At 66.7% G+C, this 21496-nt stretch carries 20 protein-coding genes and 1 pseudogene; 7 read left to right on the forward strand and 14 right to left on the reverse strand.

The features are described from left to right. Positions 1–38: 38 nt before the first annotated feature. From AWC25_RS06460 to AWC25_RS06490, 7 genes are all read left to right on the forward strand, one after another. Positions 39–641, forward strand: coding sequence for a TetR/AcrR family transcriptional regulator (locus AWC25_RS06460; RefSeq protein ID WP_069400216.1), 603 nt, complete (start codon positions 39–41; stop codon positions 639–641). Further along, the gene (locus tag AWC25_RS06465; protein ID WP_069400215.1) at positions 638–1507 is read left to right on the forward strand and encodes an SDR family NAD(P)-dependent oxidoreductase; all 870 of its coding nucleotides are present in this window, start codon (positions 638–640) and stop codon (positions 1505–1507) included. The genes AWC25_RS06460 and AWC25_RS06465 overlap by 4 nt, the downstream gene beginning before the upstream one ends. Positions 1508–1608: 101 nt before the next feature. Then, positions 1609–2547: a DUF4129 domain-containing protein gene (locus tag AWC25_RS06470; protein ID WP_069400214.1), complete on the forward strand. Its 939-nt coding sequence runs from the start codon at positions 1609–1611 to the stop codon at positions 2545–2547. After that, positions 2544–3026, forward strand: coding sequence for a hypothetical protein (locus AWC25_RS06475; RefSeq protein ID WP_069400213.1), 483 nt, complete (start codon positions 2544–2546; stop codon positions 3024–3026). The genes AWC25_RS06470 and AWC25_RS06475 overlap by 4 nt, the downstream gene beginning before the upstream one ends. A gap of 14 nt (positions 3027–3040) precedes the next feature. After that, positions 3041–4027, forward strand: a complete 987-nt coding sequence (locus AWC25_RS06480; RefSeq protein ID WP_142278717.1) for an AAA family ATPase — start codon at positions 3041–3043, stop codon at positions 4025–4027. Beyond that, positions 4024–5289 (forward strand): DUF58 domain-containing protein, encoded by a 1266-nt coding sequence (locus tag AWC25_RS06485; RefSeq protein ID WP_069400211.1) that lies wholly within the window; start codon positions 4024–4026, stop codon positions 5287–5289. The genes AWC25_RS06480 and AWC25_RS06485 overlap by 4 nt, the downstream gene beginning before the upstream one ends. A 2-nt stretch (positions 5290–5291) precedes the next feature. Further along, positions 5292–5741, forward strand: coding sequence for a hypothetical protein (locus AWC25_RS06490; protein WP_069400210.1), 450 nt, complete (start codon positions 5292–5294; stop codon positions 5739–5741). A 4-nt stretch (positions 5742–5745) separates the two neighbouring features. On the opposite strand, the gene nuoN is transcribed toward AWC25_RS06490, so the two are convergent. The 14 genes and pseudogenes from nuoN to AWC25_RS06560 form a co-directional block, all read right to left on the reverse strand. Continuing rightward, positions 5746–7341, reverse strand: a complete 1596-nt coding sequence (nuoN, locus tag AWC25_RS06495) for an NADH-quinone oxidoreductase subunit NuoN (protein ID WP_069400209.1) — start codon at positions 7339–7341, stop codon at positions 5746–5748. Then, on the reverse strand, positions 7341–8921 hold the full coding sequence (locus AWC25_RS06500; protein WP_085166509.1) for an NADH-quinone oxidoreductase subunit M: 1581 nt from the start codon (positions 8919–8921) through the stop codon (positions 7341–7343). The genes nuoN and AWC25_RS06500 overlap by 1 nt, the downstream gene beginning before the upstream one ends. Then, positions 8915–10810, reverse strand: coding sequence for an NADH-quinone oxidoreductase subunit L (nuoL, locus tag AWC25_RS06505; RefSeq protein WP_069400207.1), 1896 nt, complete (start codon positions 10808–10810; stop codon positions 8915–8917). The genes AWC25_RS06500 and nuoL overlap by 7 nt, the downstream gene beginning before the upstream one ends. A gap of 10 nt (positions 10811–10820) precedes the next feature. Then, the gene (nuoK, locus tag AWC25_RS06510; RefSeq protein WP_044510267.1) at positions 10821–11120 is read right to left on the reverse strand and encodes an NADH-quinone oxidoreductase subunit NuoK; all 300 of its coding nucleotides are present in this window, start codon (positions 11118–11120) and stop codon (positions 10821–10823) included. Beyond that, the gene (locus AWC25_RS06515) at positions 11117–11887 is read right to left on the reverse strand and encodes an NADH-quinone oxidoreductase subunit J (protein ID WP_142278718.1); all 771 of its coding nucleotides are present in this window, start codon (positions 11885–11887) and stop codon (positions 11117–11119) included. The genes nuoK and AWC25_RS06515 overlap by 4 nt, the downstream gene beginning before the upstream one ends. A 20-nt stretch (positions 11888–11907) precedes the next feature. Beyond that, positions 11908–12474: pseudogene (gene nuoI / locus AWC25_RS06520) on the reverse strand (NADH-quinone oxidoreductase subunit NuoI); the annotation flags it as partial. Beyond that, the gene (gene nuoH, locus AWC25_RS06525; protein ID WP_142278719.1) at positions 12458–13720 is read right to left on the reverse strand and encodes an NADH-quinone oxidoreductase subunit NuoH; all 1263 of its coding nucleotides are present in this window, start codon (positions 13718–13720) and stop codon (positions 12458–12460) included. The gene nuoH and the pseudogene nuoI, both read right to left, overlap by 17 nt. An 8-nt stretch (positions 13721–13728) precedes the next feature. Beyond that, a complete protein-coding gene (locus AWC25_RS06530) occupies positions 13729–16149 on the reverse strand; it encodes an NADH-quinone oxidoreductase subunit G (RefSeq protein WP_069400203.1) in 2421 nt (806 codons plus the stop codon). Between the two features lie 114 nt (positions 16150–16263). Beyond that, entirely contained in the window at positions 16264–17607 is a 1344-nt protein-coding gene (nuoF, locus tag AWC25_RS06535) for an NADH-quinone oxidoreductase subunit NuoF (RefSeq protein WP_069400202.1), read from the reverse strand. Beyond that, complete coding sequence (gene nuoE / locus AWC25_RS06540) at positions 17607–18389, reverse strand: NADH-quinone oxidoreductase subunit NuoE (RefSeq protein ID WP_069400201.1); 783 nt, start codon at positions 18387–18389, stop codon at positions 17607–17609. The genes nuoF and nuoE overlap by 1 nt, the downstream gene beginning before the upstream one ends. Next, a complete protein-coding gene (gene nuoD / locus AWC25_RS06545) occupies positions 18386–19732 on the reverse strand; it encodes an NADH dehydrogenase (quinone) subunit D (protein ID WP_069400200.1) in 1347 nt (448 codons plus the stop codon). Before nuoD ends, nuoE begins: the two co-directional genes overlap by 4 nt. Then, entirely contained in the window at positions 19732–20460 is a 729-nt protein-coding gene (locus AWC25_RS06550; RefSeq protein ID WP_069400199.1) for an NADH-quinone oxidoreductase subunit C, read from the reverse strand. Before AWC25_RS06550 ends, nuoD begins: the two co-directional genes overlap by 1 nt. Further along, positions 20457–21011, reverse strand: a complete 555-nt coding sequence (locus AWC25_RS06555) for a NuoB/complex I 20 kDa subunit family protein (protein WP_066816174.1) — start codon at positions 21009–21011, stop codon at positions 20457–20459. The genes AWC25_RS06550 and AWC25_RS06555 overlap by 4 nt, the downstream gene beginning before the upstream one ends. A gap of 7 nt (positions 21012–21018) precedes the next feature. Further along, positions 21019–21396, reverse strand: a complete 378-nt coding sequence (locus tag AWC25_RS06560; RefSeq protein ID WP_044510284.1) for an NADH-quinone oxidoreductase subunit A — start codon at positions 21394–21396, stop codon at positions 21019–21021. Between the last annotated feature and the right edge of the window lie 100 nt (positions 21397–21496).

A 21496-nucleotide genomic window follows, 5' to 3' on the forward strand; every position in this document is an offset into this window, starting at 1 on the left:
AGACCTTTCGCGGCAATTACGATACGGTAGGTAGCGATATGAAAGCAGACCCGCCCACCCTTGACAAGGCCCCCGGCGCCGGCCGCCCGAGAGATCCGCGTATCGACTCTGCCATCCTGACGGCCACCGCGGAACTGCTTGTCGAAATCGGCTACTCGAACCTCACCTTGGCCGCCGTCGCCGAGCGGGCCGGCACCACGAAATCGGCGCTGTATCGCAGGTGGTCGAGCAAGGCCGAGCTGGTGCACGAAACCGCGTTCCCCACCGCGCCCAGCGCGCTGGAGGCCCCGGCCGGCGACTTCGCCGCCGACCTGCGGATGATGCTCGAGGCGACGCGAGATGTGTTCACCACGCCCGTGGTGCGGGCGGCGTTACCGGGCCTGGTCGCGGACATGACGGCCGATGCCGAGCTGAACGCCCGGGTGATGGCGCGCTTTACCGACCTGTTCATCGCGGTGCGGACCCGGCTGAGGGAGGCCGTCGACCGCGGAGAAGCGCACCCGGACGTGGACCCCGATCGCTTGATCGAGTTGATAGGGGGCGCCACGATGCTGCGGATGTTGCTGCGGCCGGAGGAGAGTCTCGACGACGCGTGGGTGGCCCAAACCGCCGCCATCCTGGTACACGGAGTCACCCGTTGACGCGGCGACTCGAGGGGCGGGCCGCGATCGTCACCGGCGGCAGCCGGGGCCTGGGCCGGGCGATCGCGCTGGCACTGGCCGCGGAGGGGGCCGCCGTGGCAGTGGTCGGGCGGACCGAACAGGTGTGGGATGACCGGCTCCCGGGGACCATCGGGGAAACCACTGCCGCCATCGAGGCGGCGGGCGGACGGGCCGTGCCGATTCGGGCCGACCTGACCGATCGGGACGACGTGGCGCGGTTGGTGGGGGAGGCGCGAGCGGCGTTGGGGCCCATCACCGTTCTGGTCAACAACGCGGCGTTCACCGCGCCCGGACGCCCGCCGGTGCCGGGCACCGCGGCGCGTCCGAGGGCCGCCCGGCCCGCCGGCGCGGCGAAACCGGGCTGGCCGGGCTTCGTCAGCACACCGGTGTCCGCATTCCGCCGACACTTCGACATCGCGGTGTTCGCCGCCTACGAGCTGATGCAACTGGTATGTCCGGACATGATCGAGACCGGCGGGGGTTCGATCATCAACATCACCTCGGTGGCGTCGCGGCTGCCCGGCGATGGGCCTTACGCGGATCGAAGCGGCGGTGTCTTGCCTGGCTACGGCGGCTCCAAGGCGGCGCTCGAGCATCTCACCCAGTGCGCGGCGTTCGACTTGACCGAATACCGCATCGCCGTCAACGCGCTGGCGCCGTCGAAGCCGATCATGACGCCCGGACTGTCGTACTACGCAACAGCATTCGACGACACGGCAACCGAAGACGAATTCGCGCGGGCGGCAGTGCAATTGGCGCTGGTGACGCCGGATACCGTCACCGGGCGCACGATCGGGCATCATCAGGTCCTGGACGGCAGCTTTCGTCGGTTTGCGCTGGACTAGAACCGGTACCCGCCGATGCTGGCTACCTGACGGCTTGACGTGCAAGGATAAACCAAGCCCGTGCCGCGACGGCGTGGGGAACCCGGCGAGTGGTGTGTCATATGCCCGATAGGCCGACTGGGCGCGTCGTTGCGCTCATCGTGCTGGTGATCGTTGTTGCTGCGGCCTTGCGGGGATATCTTCCGGTGCGCGACGGGCCGCCGCACACCCAACCGGGCGGGGGCCGGGCCGCGACGGTATTCGTCGTCGTTGCCCTCTCTGCTGCCCTCGCGTTGCTGACGGTGGCCGTCGTCGCGCGACTGCGGGATCCGCGCGCGATGGCGCCCAAGGCCGGCGACCTTTCCGAGCTGCTCGGCACCGGCCGGCGCCGGCCGAGCTGGCGCGTAGTGGTGATCGGGCTCGTCGTGATGGTCGGGTGGTTGCTGATCGTCCTGCTGCTGTCCCGGCTGTCGCTGCCGCACGGCGAGGTTCCCGTCCAGCAGGCACCCGAGGCCGCCGCGGCACCGCACGGTGCCCCACCGTCGCAGGCGCCGCGAACCGCACCGTCCAAGGACACCGGCACCATGCTGGGAATGCTGCTCGCCGCAACGGTGCTGATGCTGCTGGTCCTCGTGACGGGCACGATCCTCATGTCGCGACGCAAAGCACGCGCCGTCGCCCCGCACCCGTCGCTCGACGACGGCAGCGACGACTTGCCCTCGCCGCAGCGCTCCGAATGCCTGGTCCGCGCAGCCGAACTGGGGCTGGCAGAGATGGCGGACCTGACCCGCGACCCCCGGGAGGCGATCATCGCGTGCTACGCCGCGATGGAACGCGAACTGGCGAACTTTCCGGGCGCCGCACCGCAAGAATTCGACACCCCGACCGAGGTGCTGGCCCGCGCCGTCGAACTGCGCGCGCTGCACCGAGACAACGCCGCCGAGCTGGTCAACCTGTTCGAGGAAGCAAGGTTCAGTCCCCATGTCATGCGCGAGACACATCGGGACGCCGCGACGCATGTGCTTCGGCTGGTTCTCGGCGAACTTCGGAGCCCGGCATGAAAAAGCTGATTGCCCTTGGTGTTTGCCTCATTGCCGGTGTCGAGTTGTTGGCGTTGATCGTGCAGGACCGCCGCTTGGTGTTGGTGGCTGCCGGTATCGCCCTGGCGCTGGTGCTGCTCGACGTCCGTCGACTCCTGGGACGCAAAACGGAGCCCGGCGCGGATCTGGACCCCGATGATCTCGGCGATTCGCTGCGCCGCTGGCTTGCCAACACCGAGACGACGATCCGCTGGTCGGAATCCACCCGAGCGGACTGGGATCGGCATCTGCGGCCAATGCTCGCCCGCCGCTACGAGATTGCGACCGGGCAGCGACAAGCCAAGGATCCGGCGGCTTTCCAGTCGACCGGCCGCATGCTGTTCGGCTCCGAACTCTGGGAGTGGGTCAACCCCAACAACGTTGCGCGCACCGGCGATCGGCGGCCGGGACCCGGCCGGGCCAGATTTGAAGAAATCCTTTCGAGGTTGGAGCAGGTATGACCGAGGGCGCTACGATGCCGGCCGGGCAAGCCACCGTGCACTGTGAGGCGGTGCTCGACGAGATCGAGCGCGTGGTGGTCGGAAAGCGCAGCGCGTTGACCCTCATCCTCACCGCGGTTCTTGCGCGCGGACACGTGCTCATCGAGGATCTGCCGGGACTCGGCAAGACGTTGATCGCGCGATCCTTCGCGGCCGCACTGGGATTGCGGTTCACCCGGGTGCAGTTCACGCCGGACCTGCTGCCCGCCGATCTGCTCGGCTCGACGATCTACGACATGCAGTCGGGACGGTTCGCGTTCCGTGCCGGCCCCGTTTTCACCAACCTGCTGCTCGCCGACGAGATCAACCGCACGCCGCCCAAGACTCAGGCGGCGCTGCTCGAGGCGATGGCCGAGGGTCAGGTCAGCATCGACGGCGAAACCCATAGGCTACCTATGCCATTCATTGTGTTGGCGACCGATAATCCGATCGAATACGAGGGCACCTACCCGCTGCCCGAGGCGCAGCTGGACCGCTTCGCGATGCGGCTGGAACTGCGCTATCTCTCCGAGCACGACGAGACGTCGATGCTGCGCCGGCGACTCGAGCGCGGTTCGGCCGAGCCGACGGTCCATCAGGTGGTGGACGCACACGATCTGCTGGCGATGCGCGAATCGGTGGAACAGGTCACGGTGCATGACGACGTGTTGCATTACGTGGTGTCGCTGGCCACCGCCACCCGCCGTCACCCACAGGTCGCGGTGGGCGCCAGCCCGCGCGCCGAACTCGACCTGGTCCAGCTGGCCCGGGCCCGCGCGCTGCTTTCGGGGCGCGACTACGTGATCCCCGAGGACGTCAAGGCGCTCGCGATTCCGGCCATCGCCCACCGCATCACGCTGCGACCGGAAATGTGGGTCCGCAAAATTCAGGGCGCCGACGTCGTCGGAGAACTGTTGCGGCGGGTGCCGGTGCCTCGAACCAACATGGACACCAACCTGGAGACCCCGACGAGTTCGCCATGAACGATGACGAGGTCGAGTTCCGTTGGCGAGCAGCACCTTTGACGCGGGCAATCGCCAGCTGCGCCGGCGTCGCGCTGGCCGGCGCCGTGATCGGCGCCCGCTGGGAGCTCATCGCGTTCGCGGCGCCGCTGCTCGGCGTACTGTGCTCGATCAGCTGGCAACCTCCGGTACCCCGCGTTCGCGTTCAGGGGGCACCGGAGTCGCAGCGCTGCTTCGAAGGCGAACGCGCCCGCGTCACGCTCTCGGTGGCCGGCGACGACCGGCTGGGCAGTACCGCGACGGTGCGACTCACGGTCCCCGACGTCGACGGCATGCAGATCGAGCATCTCGAGTCGCCATCTCGATGGTCGAAAAGCGTTGCGGCAGTGGCCCAGCGTTGGGGACGATACTTCATTGCGGCGCGGGTCGACGTGGTCGCGCGCGGTGGCCTGCTCGCGGGGACGGCGGTCGTCGACGCCGCCGACGTCATCGTGTTTCCGCTTACGCCCCCGCAGTCGACGCCGATACCGCGGACCCCGCTGCTCGACCGGTTGGGCGCCCACCTCACCGCGCATGTCGGGCCCGGTGTCGAGTACGCCGACATCCGCCCGTACGTTCCGGGTGATCAGTTGCGCGCCGTGAACTGGCCGGTTAGCGCCCGGCGCCGGCAGTTACACGTGACAGAGCGGTTGACCGACCGCGCCGCCGACGTGGTGGTGCTGATCGATTCCTACCGGCAGCCGGCGGGCCCGGCGACCGCAGCGACCCAGCGAGCCGTGCGGGGCGCAGCGCAGGTAGTGCAGACCGCGCTGCGCTACAGCGACCGGGCCGGCATCGTTGCGCTCGGCGGCAATCGGCCGCGCTGGCTCGGCGCCGACATCGGACAGCGCCAGTTCTATCGGGTGCTCGACACCGTACTGGGCGCGGGGGACCGATTCGAAAACACCACCGGCACGTTGGCGCCCCGCGCGGCGGTGCCTGCCGGGGCGATCGTCATCGCCTTTTCCACCCTGCTCGACACCGAATTCGCCCTGGCCCTGATCGATTTGCGCAAGCGCGGCCATGTCGTGGTCGCTGTCGACATCCTGGATCGTTCGCCGTTTGAACACGAGCAGGACCCGCTGGTGGATCGGCTGTGGGCGTTGCAGCGCTCGGCCATGTATCGCGACATGGCGTCCATCGGTGTCGACATCGTGTCCTGGCAGGACGATCAGGCGCTGGAGCAGTCGATGAGCGTGTTGCCGGACCATCGCCGCCGCGTGCGGGAACGGTTGCGGCGGTAGCGATGCCAACGTTCACACGTATCGGTCTGCACGTCCTCTCGGTCGCGTTCGGCCTACTGATGGTGGGATTGGCCGCGGCGGATGCAAACGGTCCGGCGCGCGGGATCGCGATCGCCGCGGCGGCGGCGGCGGGTGTCGCAATGGCCTTTCGGCCGGCGGCGACGCTCGCCGTGGCGGGGTCGGTGCTGACGATCCTGCTGTCCGAACCGCCATATGAGGTGGTCGGGCTCTCGGGGCTATGTGCGGCCGGGTATCTGGTCTGCCGCCACGCGGCCGGGACGCCGGGCGCGGTCGTGATGGCCAGCTGGCCGACAGTCGTTGGTGCCGTGGGGTTTACCGGCGCGGGGATGGTCGCGATGTTTTTCCCGCTGCAGCTGCCCTGGGTGCCGCTGGCGGCCCCGCTGGTGGCGCTGGCGATCTATCTGCTCGCCGCCCGGCCGTTTCTCGGTTGACGGCTCACTGTAATAACTGCGCGGCGTGGTCGGCGAGGTCGAGCAGCGGCTGCGGGAAGATACCCAAAACCACGGTGATCGCGGCGCACAATGCGATCGCGATCTTGCTCAGGATCCCGGGTGCGACGACGTGGGGGGTATCGTCGGTCGGTTCGGTGAAGAACATCAGCACGATCACCCGGACGTAGAAGTACGCGGCGACCCCGCTGGCGATCACACCGATGATCACCAGCGGCACGGCGCCGCCCTGGGCGGCGGCCTTGAACACTGTTAGCTTGCTGATGAATCCACTGGTCAGCGGGATGCCGGCGAACGCGAGCAGGAACATCGAAAGCATCACGCCGACAATGGGAGACCGTTGTCCCAAGCCCGCCCAATGCGACAGTCTGGCGTCTTCGACGCCGTCGGAGTTGCGAACCAGGCCGACGATGGCGAACGCGCCGACGGTGCTGAAGCTGTAGGCGACCAGATAAAACAGGGTCGCGGCGAGACCGGCATGGTTGTCGGCAATCACGCCGGTGAGGATGAAGCCGACATGGGCGACCGACGAGTAGGCGAGCATCCGCTTGACGTCGACCTGGTTCACCGCGGTGACCGTGCCGACCGCCATGGTCAGGATCGAAATCGCCCACAGCACCGGCCGCCACTGTTCGTGCAGCGGTGGCAGCGCGACATACACCACCCGCAGCAACGCGCCGAACGCCGCGACCTTGGTGGCCGCCGCCATGAAGCCGGTGATCGGCGTGGGTGCGCCCTGATACACGTCGGGAATCCACGAATGGAACGGCACCGCACCGACTTTGAACAACAGGCCGACCGACAGCAGGGCCACCCCGACCAGCGCCATCGAGCTATCCGCGTGCGCCGCGAAGGCGTCACGGATACCGGTGAGCAGCAGGGTGCCCGTCGCGCCGTAGATCAATGCCACGCCGTAGAGGAAGAACGCCGACGAAAAGGCACCCAGCAGGAAGTACTTCATCGCCGCTTCCTGCGAGAGCAACCGGCGGTGCCGTGCCAGCCCGCACATCAGATACAACGGTAGCGACAACACCTCCAGCGCGACGAACATCGTCAACAGGTCATTGGCCGCGGGGAAGACCATCATGCCGCCGACCGACAGCATCAACAGCGGGAAGAGCTCCGTCTGGGAGGCTCCGGCCCGCTCGGCCTCGCGTTCGGCGTCGCTGCCCGGGACCGCGGATGCCTGGGGGGTGAACGAATCCAGCCCCGACGCGTGCCCGGACACCCCCGTCGCGACCGCGACCTTGGTGGCGGTCTGGGCGATGTTGCTGCGCTCGGCAATCAAGATGACGGCCATCACCGACACCAGCACGACCGTGCCTTGCAGATACAGCGTCGTCCGGTCGATGGCGACCGCACCCAGCACCGCGCTGCGACCCGACGCCGGCAGGGAACGGCTGACCACGATGTCGGCGACGAGCGCCGCGATCAGGCCACCGAGAGCCAGCCCGACCTGGGCGGCGTATCGAGAGTTCCTGGGTAGGAACGCTTCAGCGAGCACACCGATCACGGCGATGCCGAAGACGATGAGCATCGGGCACAGCAGGAAGTATTCGACGCTGGGGGTGGGCAGGGTCATCATCGCGGTCCTTCGCCTGTACCGGGGGTCGCCCCCAAAACCGGACGCGGCACGCTCGGTGCGGGATCGTGCTGGCCGATGGTGATCATGGTGTGCTCCACGGCGGGGTTGATGATGTCAAGCACCGGTTTGGGGTAAACGCCGAGGATGAACAGCAGCGCCATCAGCGGGGCGACGACGATCAGCTCCCGCGGCCGCAGATCGCCGATCCGGTCGTTGCCCTCGGCCACCGGCCCGGTCATGACGCGCTGGTAGAGCCACAGCATGTAGATGGCGGCCAAGACCAGCGCGGTGACGCCGAAGGCCCCGGCCAGCCAGTACCGGTTGAAAGTGCCGAGCAGAACCAGGAATTCGCTGACGAACGGTGCCAGGCCGGGCAGTGACAGCGTCGCCATCGCGGAAACCAGGAAGGTGCCGGCCAGGATCGGCGCGACCTTCTGCACACCGCCATAGTCCGCGATCAACCGGCTGCCGCGCCGTGTCACCAGGAATCCAGCGATCAGGAACACCGCGGCCGTGGACAGGCCGTGGTTGAGCATGTACAGCGTGGAGCCGCTCTGCCCTTGGCTCGTCATCACGAAGATCCCCGCGATGATGAACCCGAAGTGAGAGATCGAGGTGTAGGCGATCAGCCGCATCATGTCGGTCTGACCGATTGCGACGATCGCACCGTAGATCACCCCGATGATGGCCAGCGTCACGATCAGCGGCCGGAAATACGTTGAGGCGTCGGGGAACAGCTGCAGGCAGTAGCGCAGCATGCCGAAGGTGCCGACCTTGTCCATCACCGCCGTGATCAGCACCGCGGTGGCCGGGGTGGCCTCAACGCAGGCGTCGGGAAGCCAGCGGTGGAAGGGCCACAGCGGGGCCTTGATAGCGAACGCGAACATGAAGCCCAAGAACAGCGCCTTGAACACCGCGGGGTCCACCCCGGCGAAGCGGCCCGAGGAAATGCCGGTCACGATCTCGCGGAAGTCGAAGGTGCCCCCACCATGCTGCTCGGTCACCACATACAGGCCGATCACCGCGGCCAGCATGATCAGGCCTCCGAACAGGTTGTACAGCAAGAACTTCACCGCGGCACGCGAGCGGCCCGTGCCCTTGCCGAAGCCGCCGATCAGGAAGTACATCGGGATCAGCATGGCTTCGAAGAACACGTAGAACAGCAGCACGTCGAGGGCGATCACCGAGATCAGCACCATCGACTCGATCGCGAGCGTCAGCGCGACGTACGCGTGCACGCCGCGGGTGCGCTCTCCTCCGTCATTCCAGCCCGCCACCAGCAGCAGCGGAATCAGGATGGCGGTCAGCAGCACCAGCACCACCGCGATGCCGTCCACGCCGAGGTTGTAGCCGGCGCCGAAAGACGGTATCCAGGGATGCTTTTCGAGGAATTGGTAGGGGGCGCCGCCGGTCTTGAACCCGAGCGCGACGACGATGGCCACCCCCAACGTCGCGACGCTGACCACCACGCCGGTCCATTTCGCCAGTTGCCGCATCCCCGGCGGCATCAGGATGATCAGCACCGAACCGACCAGCGGGACCAGCCACAGAACGCTCAGCCACGGAACGTTCACCACAGTTGCACCGCCAGGATCAGCGCGACCAGCAGGGTGGCGCCCGCCAACATCGAAAGCGCGTAGGAGCGGGCGAATCCGGTTTGTAGCCCGCGCAGGCGGTTCGAGGTCCGACCGACCAGCGCGGCCAGGGCGTTGACCGAACCGTCCACGCCGGCGTTGTCGACCTCGACCAGCGCCTCGGTCAGCTGCGCGCCAGGGCGCATGAACACCTCCTCGTTGAAGGCATCGCCGTAGAGGTCTCTGCGTGCGGCGGTGGTAAGTGCCGACACCTGGACGGGTGCGACTCTGGGGATGTCGGCTCGGCCGTACTTCTGGTAGGCGACCAGGATTCCGACCGCGACGACCCCCAACGCCAGTGTGGTGCTGATCCAGGCGGGCAGCGCGTGCGTGCTTTCCTGGTGCGCCCCGACGACCGGCTCCAACCAGTGCGGCAGGGTGCCGCCGATGGCGAACAGGCCGCCGGAAAGCACCGAGCCGAAGGCGAGCAGGATCATCGGTCCGGTCATCAACGCCGGCGCCTCGTGCGGGTGACTGCCGGGCGCCCAACGTTTTTCGCCGAAGAATGTCATCAACATCACCCGCGTCATGTAGAACGCGGTGACACCGGCCCCCAGCAGTGCCGCCCCGCCCAGTGTGTAGCCACGGGCGCCGCCGTCGGCCAGGGCCGCCTCGATGATGGCGTCCTTGGAGTAAAAGCCGGCGAACGGCGGCACGCCGATGATCGCGAGGTATCCCAGCCCGAAGGTGATGAAGGTGATCGGCAGGGCCGCGCGCAGGCCACCGTAGCGGCGCATGTCCTGTTCTTCGTGCATTGCGTGGATGATCGAGCCCGAGCCCAAGAACAGCCCGGCCTTGAAGAAGCCGTGGGTGAGCAGGTGCATGATCGCGAACGCGTAGCCGGCCGGACCGAGGCCGGCGGCCAGCACCATGTAGCCGATTTGGCTCATCGTCGACGCGGCCAGCGCGCGTTTGATGTCGTCCTTGGCGCAGCCGATGAATGCTCCGAACAGCAGCGTGACGGCACCGACCAGCACCACGCCCAGCTGCGCGCCGGGAGCCAGGTTGTACAGCGGGTTGGACCGCACGATCAGGTACACACCGGCGGTCACCATGGTGGCGGCGTGGATCAGCGCGGACACCGGCGTCGGGCCTTCCATCGCGTCACCCAGCCAGGCTTGCAGTGGAACCTGCGCGGACTTGGCGCAGGCGCCGAGCAGCAGCAGCAGGCCCATGGCCGTCAGGACGCCTGTCTTGCCCGGGCCTGCCGCGGCCGCGCCGGCGAAAACACCGGCGTACGAAAGGGTTCCGAACGTGCTGAACATCAGGAACATGCCGACGGCCAGACCGGCGTCGCCGACCCGGTTCATCACGAACGCTTTCTTGGCGGCGGTGGCTGCCGACGGCTTGTGGTACCAGAAACCGATCAGTAGGTACGATGCCAGGCCGACGCCTTCCCAGCCGACGTAGAGCACCAGGTAGTTGTCGGCGACGACCAGGAGCAGCATCGAAGCCAAGAACAGGTTGAGATATCCGAAAAACCTTCTGCGGTCTGGATCTTCGGCCATGTAGGCGACCGAGTAGATGTGGATCAGCGATCCCACGCCGGAGGTCAGCAGCACGAAACAGATTGACAGCTGGTCGATCTGCAACCCCAGGTCGACCTGAAAGTCGTTGACCGGGACCCAGGTGAACACTTTCTGGTGGATGGCGCGGTGCTCACTGTCGCGGCTGAGCAAGTCCGACAACAGCGTCGCGCCGATTCCGAACGATCCCAGCGCGGCGAGGACGCCCAGCCAATGTCCCCACGTGTCGGTGCGTCTGCCGCCGAACAGCAGGATTGCGGCACCGGCCAGCGGTAATGCGACCAACAGCCAGGTGTATTGAGTCATCTTGGCGTTCTTAGCCTTTGAGGAGGTTGGCGTCGTCGACCGACGCGGATTTGCGGGCACGGAAAATCGTCATGATGATGGCCAGGCCGATGACGACCTCGCACGCGGCCACCACCATCGTGAAGAACGCGATCATCTGCCCGTCCAGGTGGCCGTGCAGGCGGGCGAACGTGACGAACGCCAGGTTGACGGCGTTGAGCATCAGCTCGACGCACATGAACATCACGATGGCGTTGCGCCGCAACAGCACACCGGCGGCTCCGATGGTGAACAACAGTGCCGAGAGGTACAGATAGTTGGCCGGGTTCATGAGGCACCGCCTTTGAGCGCTTGCGGGGTTGTTGTGCCGTCCGCGGCGCGAGCGCGCAGCAGGCTCGACACCGACTCCTGCGAGTACGAGCCGTCGGGCAACAACGCGGCCACGTCGACGGCGTTGCGGCGTGCATAGACCCCCGGATTGGGCAACGGGGTGGGGCGCCCACCGGAGCGGAACCGCTCCTCGGACAGTTCGCGCTGGGTCTTGCGGCGTTCGAAACGTTCGCGGTGGGCGAGCACCATGGCCCCGACCGCCGCGGTGATCAGCAACGCGCTGGTCAACTCGAACGCCCACAGGTAGCGCGAAAAGATCAGCGCCGCCAGGCCTTCGACGTTGCCGTTGGCGTTGGCGGTGGTCAGCCCGACGAAGCCGCCCGTGGCGATGTTCCCGATGGCCGCGACCAGCAAGACGCCGAACCCGATGCCGGTGATCACCGCGGCGACACGCTGTCCACGCAGCGTTTCCCTCAGTGATTCCGCGGAGTCCACGCCGATCAGCATCAACACGAACAGGAACAGCATCATCACCGCGCCGGTGTAGACCACCACTTGGACCACACCGAGAAACAGCGCGTCCTGAATCATGTAGAAGACGGCGAGGATGATCATGGTCATCGCCAGGAACATCGCCGAATACACGGCGTTGACGGACATCACCACCCCGATCGCGCCGATCAGCGCCAGGGCGCCCAGTAGCCAGAACGCGACCGCTTCGCCGGTCGAGGTGCGAACGATGGTGTCACTCGCCAGCGCGGTGGCCAGCACCTGCCCGGTCACAGCGGTCACCTGGGCTCTCCTGCCGCATCTTTGGCGTGGGTCTGCGATCTCAAGCCGTGTGCGGTGACGTTGCCGAGGTAGTAGTCCTTGTCGGTGGCGCCCTCGGTCCTCGGATGTGGCGGCGCGAGCATGTCTTGCAGCAGCGGTGCCAGCAATCGGTCCTTCTCGTAGATCAGGTCGGCGCGGTTGTCGTCGGCCATTTCATAGTCGTTGGTCATCGTCAGGGCGCGGGTCGGGCACGCCTCGATGCACAGGCCGCATCCGATGCACCGCAAATAGTTGATCTGATAGACCCGGCCGTAGCGCTCGCCCGGCGAATAACGCGCCTCTTCGGTGTTGTCGGCGCCCTCGACGTAGATGGCATCGGCCGGGCAGGCCCACGCACACAGTTCGCAGCCGATGCACTTCTCCAGGCCGTCGGGGTAACGGTTGAGTTGATGACGGCCGTGATAACGCGGGGCGACCGGGCCGGGCTTCTCCGGATATTCCTCGGTCACAGTCTTTTTGAACATCGCCGCGAACGTCACGCCGAATCCGGCCACGGCGTCCAGGAATTTAGCCATGCGCGTTCTCCTTGCTCGCACTGACCGAGGACGTCAAGACCTTGCCCGGCAGGGGCGGTGTCGGGAACGCCGGTGGCGGCGGCAGTGCGTCGCGGTGCTTACGTAGCTCACGTTTCAGGGCGCGCTCGCCGGGTGCCTTGAAGGGCTTGCTGAGCAACGAGATCAGGACGACGGCGACAACGATGCTGGAGAGCACGAGCAGCGGGGTCCAGTGCGGGTATCCCTGGTTGCGCAGCGAGCGGATGATGCCGGCGATCAACACCCAGACCAGCGAGACGGGGATCAGCAACTTCCAGCCCAGGCCCATGAATTGGTCGTAGCGCAACCGCGGCAGCGAGGCCCGCAGCCACATGTAGATGAACAAAAACGTCCACATCTTGGCGGTGAACCAGATCAGCGGCCACCAACCGGTATTGGCGCCATCCCACAGGTTGAGCGGCCAGGGCGCATGCCAGCCGCCGAAAAACAGGACGGTGGCCAACGAGGAGACCGTCATCATGTTGACGTATTCGGCGAGCATGAACATCGCGAACTTCAGCGACGAGTACTCGGTGTGAAATCCGGCTACCAGTTCGCCTTCGGCCTCGGGCAAATCGAAAGGGGCACGGTTGGTTTCACCGACCATCGAGATGAGATAGATGATGAACGACGGCAGCAGCAGGAACACATACCAGACACTGCCCTCCTGCGCCTTGACGATGCCCGACGTCGACATCGTGCCGGCGAACAGGAAGACGGCCGCGAACGACAACCCCATCGCGACCTCATACGAGATGACCTGGGCGGTGGAACGCACCCCACCCAACAGTGGATAGGTCGATCCCGACGCCCAGCCGCCCAGCACGATGCCGTACACCCCGATCGCCGACAGCCCCAGGATGAACAGCACCGCGACCGGCAGGTCGGTCAGCTGCAGCGGGGTGCGATGACCGAACACCGACACCTCGGGACCGAACGGGATGAACGCGAACGCGGTGAAGGCCGGGATGACCGAAAAGACCGGCGCGGCAAAGTAAACGAACTTGTCGACGCCACCCGGGGTGATGCTTTCCTTCAGGGCCAGCTTGATCCCGTCGGCCAGGCTTTGCAGCACCCCCCACGGCCCCGCCCGGTTCGGGCCCGGCCGCCGCTGCATCCAGCCGAGGATCTTGCGCTCGAGCAGGATGGCGACCAGTACGTTGAGCATCAGGAACACGAAGATGGCAAGCGATTTACCGAGCACCAGCCACCAGGTGTCGTGACCGAAGCCGGTCAAGGTGGAAGTCATTGGCCCACTCCGATCCGCACGACGCTGCCAACGGTGACGCCCAGGTCCTGCTGGACTGCCGAACCGGGTGAGTTCAGCGGCAGCCACACCACCCGGTCGGGCATGTCGGTGATGTTCAACGGCAACCTGATTGATCCGCGCGGGGTGCTCACCGTGACCATGTCACCCTCGACGGCACCGATCTCAGCGGCCGTGGCGGCGGAGAGTCGGGTCACGGGTTTGCGCGCCGTCCCGGCCAGATGAGGCTCGCCGTCCTGCAGCCGGCCGTTGTCCAGCATCAGCCGCCAGCCGCTCAGCACGGCTTCTCCCTGCCCCGGCTGCGGCGGCTGAGATGCCTGCACCGATGGGCCGGCTGCGCGTTTGCCGTCCCAGTGACCCAGGGCGGCGATCTCCTCGCGGGCCGTCGCGACGGTGGTCATGCCCAGATACACGCCCATCTCATCGGCCAGCGTGTCGAGAATCTGATGATCGGATTGCGCGGCCTGCCGGGTGACGCCGCGCAGCGCCGCCTCGAAGGGGCGGAATCGCCCCTCCCAGTTGACGAATGCCCCCGCCTTTTGCGTCGTCGGTGCGACCGGGAACACCACGTCGGCGCGTTCGGTGACCTCACTGTGCCGCAGCTCCAGGCTGACGACGAAGGCGGCGGCGTCCAGTGCGGCCCGCACCGCGTCGGGATCGGCGAAGTCGCCGGGCTCGATGCCGCCGACCAGCAGAGCGCCTAGAGTCCCGTCCGTCGCGGCGGCCAGGATTCCGTCGACGTCGCGCCCTGGCGCAGACGGCAATTCGTCGACATTCCACACCGCGGCCACCTGTGCGCGGGCGGCATCGTCGGCGACGAGGCGACCGCCGGGCAGCAGCCCGGGCAGGGCCCCGGCCTCCAGCGCGCCACGCTCCCCGGCCCGCCGCGGCACCCAGGCCAGTCGGGCACCGGTGGCATCGGCCAGTCGCGCGGCCGCGGACAGCCCGCCGGGCACCGTGGCCAGCCGCTCGCCGACCATGATGACCGCCCCTGGCGTCGACAACAGGTCGCCGACCTCGCCGGTGGCCAGCCCGTCCAACGCCGACGGCTCGGCGCCCGGAGCGGTTTGCAGCAACCGGCCCGACATCTTCGTCAGCGCGCGAGTGGCGAAGGGGGCGATCGCGTAGATCGGCACACCGCGCTTGCGGGCGGCCTTGCGTAGCCGCAGGAACACGATCGGAGCTTCATCCTCGGGCTCGAAGCCGACCAGCAGCACCACCGGTGCCGATTCCAGGTCGGAGTAGGTGACCGCGAGCGGTCGGCCCGCGATACGCGCCGACAGAAACTCCGTCTCTTCGGCCGAGTAGGGACGAGCGCGGAAGTCGATGTCGTTGGTGTCCAACGCGATTCGCGCGAATTTGGCGTAGGAGTAGGCGTCTTCCCAAGTGGCCCGACCGCCGACGAGCACGCCGGTGCGCCCGCGGGCCGCCTCGAGCCCGCGGGTGGCGGCCACGATCGCGTGTGCCCACGACGCCGGCTGCAGCGCGCCGTCGGAGTCCCGAACCAAGGGGGTAGTGAGCACGTCGGGCTGGGTGGCGTAGCGGAACGCCCACCGGCCCTTGTCGCAGTTCCACTCCTCGTTGACCTCGGGGTCATCCCCGGCCAAGCGGCGCAGCACTTTCCCGCGGCGGTGGTCGGTGCGCTCGGCGCAACCGCCGGCGCAGTGCTCGCAGACGCTGGGGCTGGAGACGAGGTCGAACGGGCGCGCCCGGAACCGGTAGGCGGCGCCGGTGAGCGCGCCGACGGGGCAGATCTGGACCGTGTTGCCCGAGAAGTACGAGTCGAACGGCTCGTTCGCATAAATGCCGACCTGCTGTAGCGCGCCACGCTCCTGCATGTCGATGAACGGGTCACCGGCGATCTGCTCGGAGAATCTCGTGCAGCGCGCGCACAGGATGCAGCGTTCGCGATCCAGCAGGACCTGCGAGGAGATGTTGATCGGCTTGGCGAACGTGCGCTTGACGTCTTCGAAGCGAGAATCGGTGCGGCCGTTGGACATCGCCTGGTTCTGCAGCGGGCACTCACCGCCCTTGTCGCACATCGGGCAGTCCAGCGGATGGTTGATCAGCAACAGTTCCATCACACCGTGCTGGGCCTTGTCCGCCGCTTCGGAGGTCAACTGGGTGCGCACCACCATGTCGTCGGTGCAGACGGTGGTGCACGACGCCAGTGGCTTGCGCTGGCCCTCGACCTCGACCAGGCACTGCCGGCAGGCGCCGACCGGGTCGAGCAGCGGGTGGTCGCAGAACCGCGGAATCTGGATGCCCATCAACTCGGCCGCGCGAATCACCAGCGTTCCCTTGGGCACACTGACCTCGACGCCGTCGATGGTCAGGTTGACCATGTCCGGCGGGGTCGCCTCGTCACCACCGGTCTGCGTTGTGGCCGCACTAGTCATGAGCGCCGCTCCTCCTCATCGCTTCGCTCTGCATCGTCGTTAGCGCGGGTCATGAGCGCCGCTCCTCCTCATCGCTTCGCTCTGCATCGTCGTCAGCGCGGGTCATGGGCGCCGTCAGGCCTTTCCGTTCGCGGTGAGCATGGAGTCTCGCGGGTCGAACGGGCAGCCGCCGCCGTCGACGTGGGCGATGTACTCGTCGCGGAAATGCTTGATCGACGACATCACCGGGCTGGCCGCACCATCGCCCAACGCGCAGAAGGACTTCCCGAGAATCGCATCGGAGATGTCCAGCAGTTTGTCGAGATCCTCGTGGGTCCCGCGACCGGTTTCCAGCCGGGTGTAGATCTGATCCAGCCAGAAGGTGCCCTCACGGCAGGGCGTGCATTTTCCGCAGGACTCGTGCTTGTAGAAGTAGATCCATCGTCGCACCGCCCGCACCACGCAGGTGGTCTCGTCGAAGATCTCCAGCGCCTTGGTGCCCAACATCGAACCGACGCCGCCCACGCCCTCGTAATCCAGTGGTACGTCCAGATGTTCGTCGGTGAGCAGCGGGGTGGACGAGCCGCCGGGAGTCCAGAACTTCAGCCGATGCCCCGCGCGGACACCGCCGGCGTAAACGAGCAACTCACGCAACGTGATTCCCAGCGGGGCCTCGTACTGACCGGGGCGCGTGACATGCCCGGACAGCGAGTAGAGGGTGAAGCCGGGCGACTTCTCGCTGCCCATGGACCGGAACCACTCCACACCGTTGAGAATGATCGACGGCACGCTGGCGATGGTTTCGACGTTGTTGATCACGGTGGGGCAGCCGTACAGGCCCGCCACCGCGGGAAACGGCGGGCGCAACCGGGGCTGACCGCGCCGGCCCTCGAGCGAATCGAGCAGCGCCGTTTCCTCACCGCAGATGTACGCCCCGGCGCCCGCGTGCACGACCAACTCGAGGTCGAAGCCGGACCCGTTGATGTCACGGCCCAGATAGCCGGCGGCGTAGGCCTCGGCCACCGCGTTCTGCAAACGGCGCAGCACCGGCACGACTTCGCCGCGCACGTAGATGAAGGCGTGGCTGGCCCGAATGGCGTATGCGGCGATGATGATGCCCTCGACCAGCACATGCGGGGTGGCCAGCATCAACGGAATGTCTTTGCACGTACCGGGTTCCGACTCGTCGGCGTTGACCACCAAGTAATGAGGTTTGGCCGCCGCACCGGTGTCGCCCTGCGGAATGAACGACCACTTGGTGCCGGTCGAGAAGCCGGCGCCGCCGCGGCCACGCAGGCCTGAGTCTTTGACGGTGGCGATCACGTCGTCGGGCGGTGTCGCGAGCGCCTTCGTCATCGCCTGGTAACCGCCGTGCCGCAGGTAGGTCTGCAACGTCCACGACTCGGGGTCGTCCCAGTACCGGCTGATAACCGGGGTCAGCGGTGTCGCCTGTCCGCCGGGCGCGGTGGGGGCGGCCATCAGTCTCCTTCCCCGGTCGGCGTCTGCGGTGCCTCCGGCGCCTGCATGCCGTTCTCCTTGGCCACCCGCAGTCCGGCCAGCGTCGCCGGGCCGGCGCCCCCTTGGCCTTGGTCGGGCCGTTCGTCGGGTAGACCGGCCAGGATGCGCGACGTCTCCCGGAACACGCACAGCGGCGCACCGCGAGTGGGCGTCGCGGGCTTGCCGGCCCGCAGCGAGTCGACGAGATCGCGTGCGGAGTCGGGCGTCTGGTTGTCGAAGAACTCCCAGTTCACCATCACCACGGGCGCGAAATCGCAGGCGGCATTGCATTCGATGTGCTGCAGCGTGACCGATCCATCCGCGGTCGTCTCGTCGTTACCGATGCCGAGATGCTCTTTGAGAGAGTCGAATATCGCGTCGCCGCCCATCACCGCGCATAGCGTGTTGGTGCAGACGCCGACCAGGTAGTCGCCGGTGGGTCCGCGCCGGTACATGGTGTAGAAGCTCGCGACCGCCGACACCTCGGCGCCGGTCAGGCCGAGTTGTTGGCCGCAGAATTCGAGGCCGGCCGGCGTCAGGTAGGAGTCTTGCGCCTGGACCAGGTGCAGCAACGGCAACAGCGCGGATCGCTTGTTGGGGTAGCGACCGATGATCTCCTTGGCGTCGACCTCCAGCCGGGCTTGGACCTCCGGCGAATACGACTGCGGCGCACCGTCGACCACGAATTGGTTGGGTTCTTCAGGCGGCGGACCCAGCCGAAGAAAAACGCGCTCGCCACTGCCGCTTACGTTGGGTTCGCTCATCGGTCCACCCCGCCCATGACCGGGTCGATGCTGGCGACGGCGGTGATCAAATCGGCGACCAGGCCACCCTCGCACATCGCGGCGACCGACTGCAGATTCGTGAAAGACGGATCTCGGTAGTGCACGCGATAGGGGCGGGTGCCACCGTCGCTGACCATGTGCACGCCGAGCTCCCCGCGCGGCGATTCGACCGCGCTGTAGACCTGGCCGGCGGGAACGCGAATGCCCTCGGTGACCAGCTTGAAGTGGTGTATCAGTGCTTCCATCGAGCCGCCCATGATCTTGGCGATGTGCTCGGGCGAGTTGCCCATCCCGTCGGGGCCTACCTTCAAATCCGCGGGCCAGGCGATCTTGCGGTCCTCGACCATGGTCGGCCCCGGCTTCAGCTTGTCCAGGCACTGCTCGACGATCTTGACCGACTCCCACATTTCCTTGACTCGAATTATGTAGCGCCCGTAGGCATCACACGTTTCGGCGGTGATCACGTCGAACTCGTAATCTTCGTACCCGCAGTAGGGCTCGCTCTTACGCAGGTCGTGCGGCAACCCGGTGGCGCGCAGGATCGGCCCCGTGACGCCCAGCGCAATGCACCCGGTCAGGTCGAGGTAGCCGACGTCCTCGGTGCGTGCCTTCCAGATGGCGTTTTCGTTGAGCAGGTCGCCCATTTCTTTGAGCACTTGCTTGAGATCTTTGAGCGCTTCGGCGACTTCGGTTTCGGCGTTAGGGGGGAGATCCTGCGCCACACCGCCGGGACGGATGTAGGCGCTGTTCATCCGGAGGCCGCTGATCTTTTCGAACAGGGTCAGCACGATCTCGCGCCCGCGGAACCCGACGAACATCGGGGTCATGGCGCCCAATTCCATGCCGCCGGTGGCCAAGGCGACCAGATGTGAGGAAATCCGGTTGAGCTCCATCATCATCACGCGAATGACGTTGACGCGCTCGGGAATCTCATCGGTAATGCCGAGCAGTTTCTCGACGCCCAGACAGTAGGCGGTCTCGTTGAAAAACGGCGACAGGTAATCCATTCGGGTCACGAACGTGACGCCCTGCGCCCAGTAGCGGTATTCGAGATTCTTCTCAATTCCGGTGTGCAGATAGCCGATTCCGCAGCGCACCTCGGTGACGGTCTCGCCCTCGATCTCCAGGATCAGCCGCAGCACCCCGTGGGTGGAGGGATGCTGCGGTCCCATGTTGACGACGATGCGTTCACCGGGATCCGCCGCGCGCGCGGCTTCGACGACCTGGCCCCAGTCCTGTCCGCCGGCAACCACGACCCGCTCGGGGGTCTCGGGGCTCTCTGAGGCGCCGCCACCGGGCGTCGAATCAGTGATTGTGCTCATTAGTTGTAGGCTCTCCGCTCGTCGGGCGGGGGTATCTCAGCACCCTTGTACTCGACGGGAATTCCACCGAGCGGGTAGTCCTTGCGCTGCGGATGGCCGTGCCAGTCGTCGGGCATTTCGATGCGGGTCAACGACGGATGCCCGTCGAAGATGATGCCGAAGAAGTCGTACGTCTCGCGCTCGTGCCAGTCGTTGGTCGGGTAGATCCCATACAGCGACGGGATGTGCGGATCGTTGTCTGGCGCAGACACTTCCAGCCGAAGACGGCGGTTGTGGGTGATCGACTGCAGCGGGTAGACGGCGTGCAGCTCGCGGCCCGTCTCGTTCGGATAGTGCACCCCGCTGACTCCGAGGCACATCTCGAAGCGCAGTTCGGGGTGGTCGCGAAGATGCTGCGCCACCGTCGGCAGCGCCGAGCGGCCGACGTGCAGGGTGAGCTCGTTGCGATCGACGACGACTTTCTCGATGGCGTTGTCGAATTCGATACCGTCGGCCTTGAGCGCGTCGGCGAGCCGGTCGACCACCTCGTCGAAATAACCGCCGTACGGTCGGGGGCTGCCCCCAGGCAGCGTGATCGCGCGCACCAACCGTCCGTATCCGGAGGTGTCGCCGGACCCCGAGACGCCGAACATGCCGCGGCGCACGTTGATCACTTCGTCGCCCGCCGCCGGCACCGCGCCGCCCACTTCGCTGGCGGCTACCTTCGGGTCCTGTTCCGGTGAGCTCATCGCAGCAGCCCGCGCATCTCGATCGTGGGCCGCGCGCCCAGCGCCGCCTGCTCGGCTTCGGCGATCGCGGCCTCGCGGTTGACGCCCAGCGGCATCTCCTGAATCTTCTCGTGCAGCTTGAGGATTGCGTACAACAGCATCTCCGGACGGGGCGGGCAGCCGGGCAGGTAGATGTCCACCGGAACGACGTGGTCGACGCCCTGAACGATCGCATAGTTGTTGAACATCCCGCCGGACGACGCGCACACGCCCATTGCCAGAACCCATTTCGGTTCGGCCATCTGGTCGTAGATCTGGCGCAGCACCGGCGCCATTTTCTGGCTGACTCGGCCGGCCACGATCATCAGGTCCGCCTGCCGCGGCGTGGCCGAGAACCGCTCCATCCCAAACCGCGCGATGTCGAATCGTGGCCCGGCGGTTGCCATCATCTCGATGGCGCAGCAGGCCAGCCCGAACGTGGCCGGCCACAGCGAGTTCTTGCGCACATAGCCGGCGATCTTCTCGACAGTCCCCAGCAGGATGCCGGCGGGTAGCTGTTCTTCCAGGCCCACGTCTACCTCAATCCCACGTCAGGCCGCCGCGGCGCCACACATATGCGTACGCCACGAAGACCGTGAGCATGAACACCACCATCTCCACAAGGGCAAACACCCCCAACGCGTCAAAGCTGACGGCCCAGGGGTAGAGGAAAACGATCTCGATGTCGAAGACGATGAAAAGCATCGCGGTCAGGTAGTACTTCACCGGAAAGCGCTGCCCGGGCGTGGCGTGCGGGCCGCTGACCGACGTCTCGGTCGGCTCGATTCCACACTCGTAGGCGGCCAGCTTCGATTTGTTGTACCGCGACGGGCCGGCGATGCTCGCGATTCCGACCGAACCCACAGCGAAGGCGGTGGCGATTCCGCCTAGTACCAGGATGGGTATGTAGACGTTCAACTCGCTCCAAGATCCGTCGTTTTGGGCCGCCTACAAGCGACCAGGCGGCGACCGGGCTGCTGTGACGAACCGGACTGTTGCCCGTCACAGTGATCTTCAA

Source organism: Mycobacterium sherrisii, from assembly GCF_002102355.1.
Lineage (GTDB): Bacteria > Actinomycetota > Actinomycetes > Mycobacteriales > Mycobacteriaceae > Mycobacterium > Mycobacterium sherrisii.

Coding starts and splice junctions, on each gene's coding strand:
- AWC25_RS06475 (WP_069400213.1), top strand. CDS start 2,544: ATGAAAAAGCTGATTGCCCTTGGTGTTTGCCTCATTGCCGGTGTCGAG.
- AWC25_RS06460 (WP_069400216.1), top strand. CDS start 39: ATGAAAGCAGACCCGCCCACCCTTGACAAGGCCCCCGGCGCCGGCCGC.
- AWC25_RS06470 (WP_069400214.1), top strand. CDS start 1,609: ATGCCCGATAGGCCGACTGGGCGCGTCGTTGCGCTCATCGTGCTGGTG.
- nuoL (WP_069400207.1), bottom strand. CDS start 10,810: ATGACTCAATACACCTGGCTGTTGGTCGCATTACCGCTGGCCGGTGCC.
- nuoE (WP_069400201.1), bottom strand. CDS start 18,389: ATGAGCGAACCCAACGTAAGCGGCAGTGGCGAGCGCGTTTTTCTTCGG.
- nuoN (WP_069400209.1), bottom strand. CDS start 7,341: ATGACCCTGCCCACCCCCAGCGTCGAATACTTCCTGCTGTGCCCGATG.
- AWC25_RS06530 (WP_069400203.1), bottom strand. CDS start 16,149: ATGACTAGTGCGGCCACAACGCAGACCGGTGGTGACGAGGCGACCCCG.
- AWC25_RS06480 (WP_142278717.1), top strand. CDS start 3,041: ATGCCGGCCGGGCAAGCCACCGTGCACTGTGAGGCGGTGCTCGACGAG.
- AWC25_RS06550 (WP_069400199.1), bottom strand. CDS start 20,460: ATGAGCTCACCGGAACAGGACCCGAAGGTAGCCGCCAGCGAAGTGGGC.
- AWC25_RS06485 (WP_069400211.1), top strand. CDS start 4,024: ATGAACGATGACGAGGTCGAGTTCCGTTGGCGAGCAGCACCTTTGACG.
- AWC25_RS06490 (WP_069400210.1), top strand. CDS start 5,292: ATGCCAACGTTCACACGTATCGGTCTGCACGTCCTCTCGGTCGCGTTC.
- nuoF (WP_069400202.1), bottom strand. CDS start 17,607: ATGGCCGCCCCCACCGCGCCCGGCGGACAGGCGACACCGCTGACCCCG.
- nuoD (WP_069400200.1), bottom strand. CDS start 19,732: ATGAGCACAATCACTGATTCGACGCCCGGTGGCGGCGCCTCAGAGAGC.
- nuoK (WP_044510267.1), bottom strand. CDS start 11,120: ATGAACCCGGCCAACTATCTGTACCTCTCGGCACTGTTGTTCACCATC.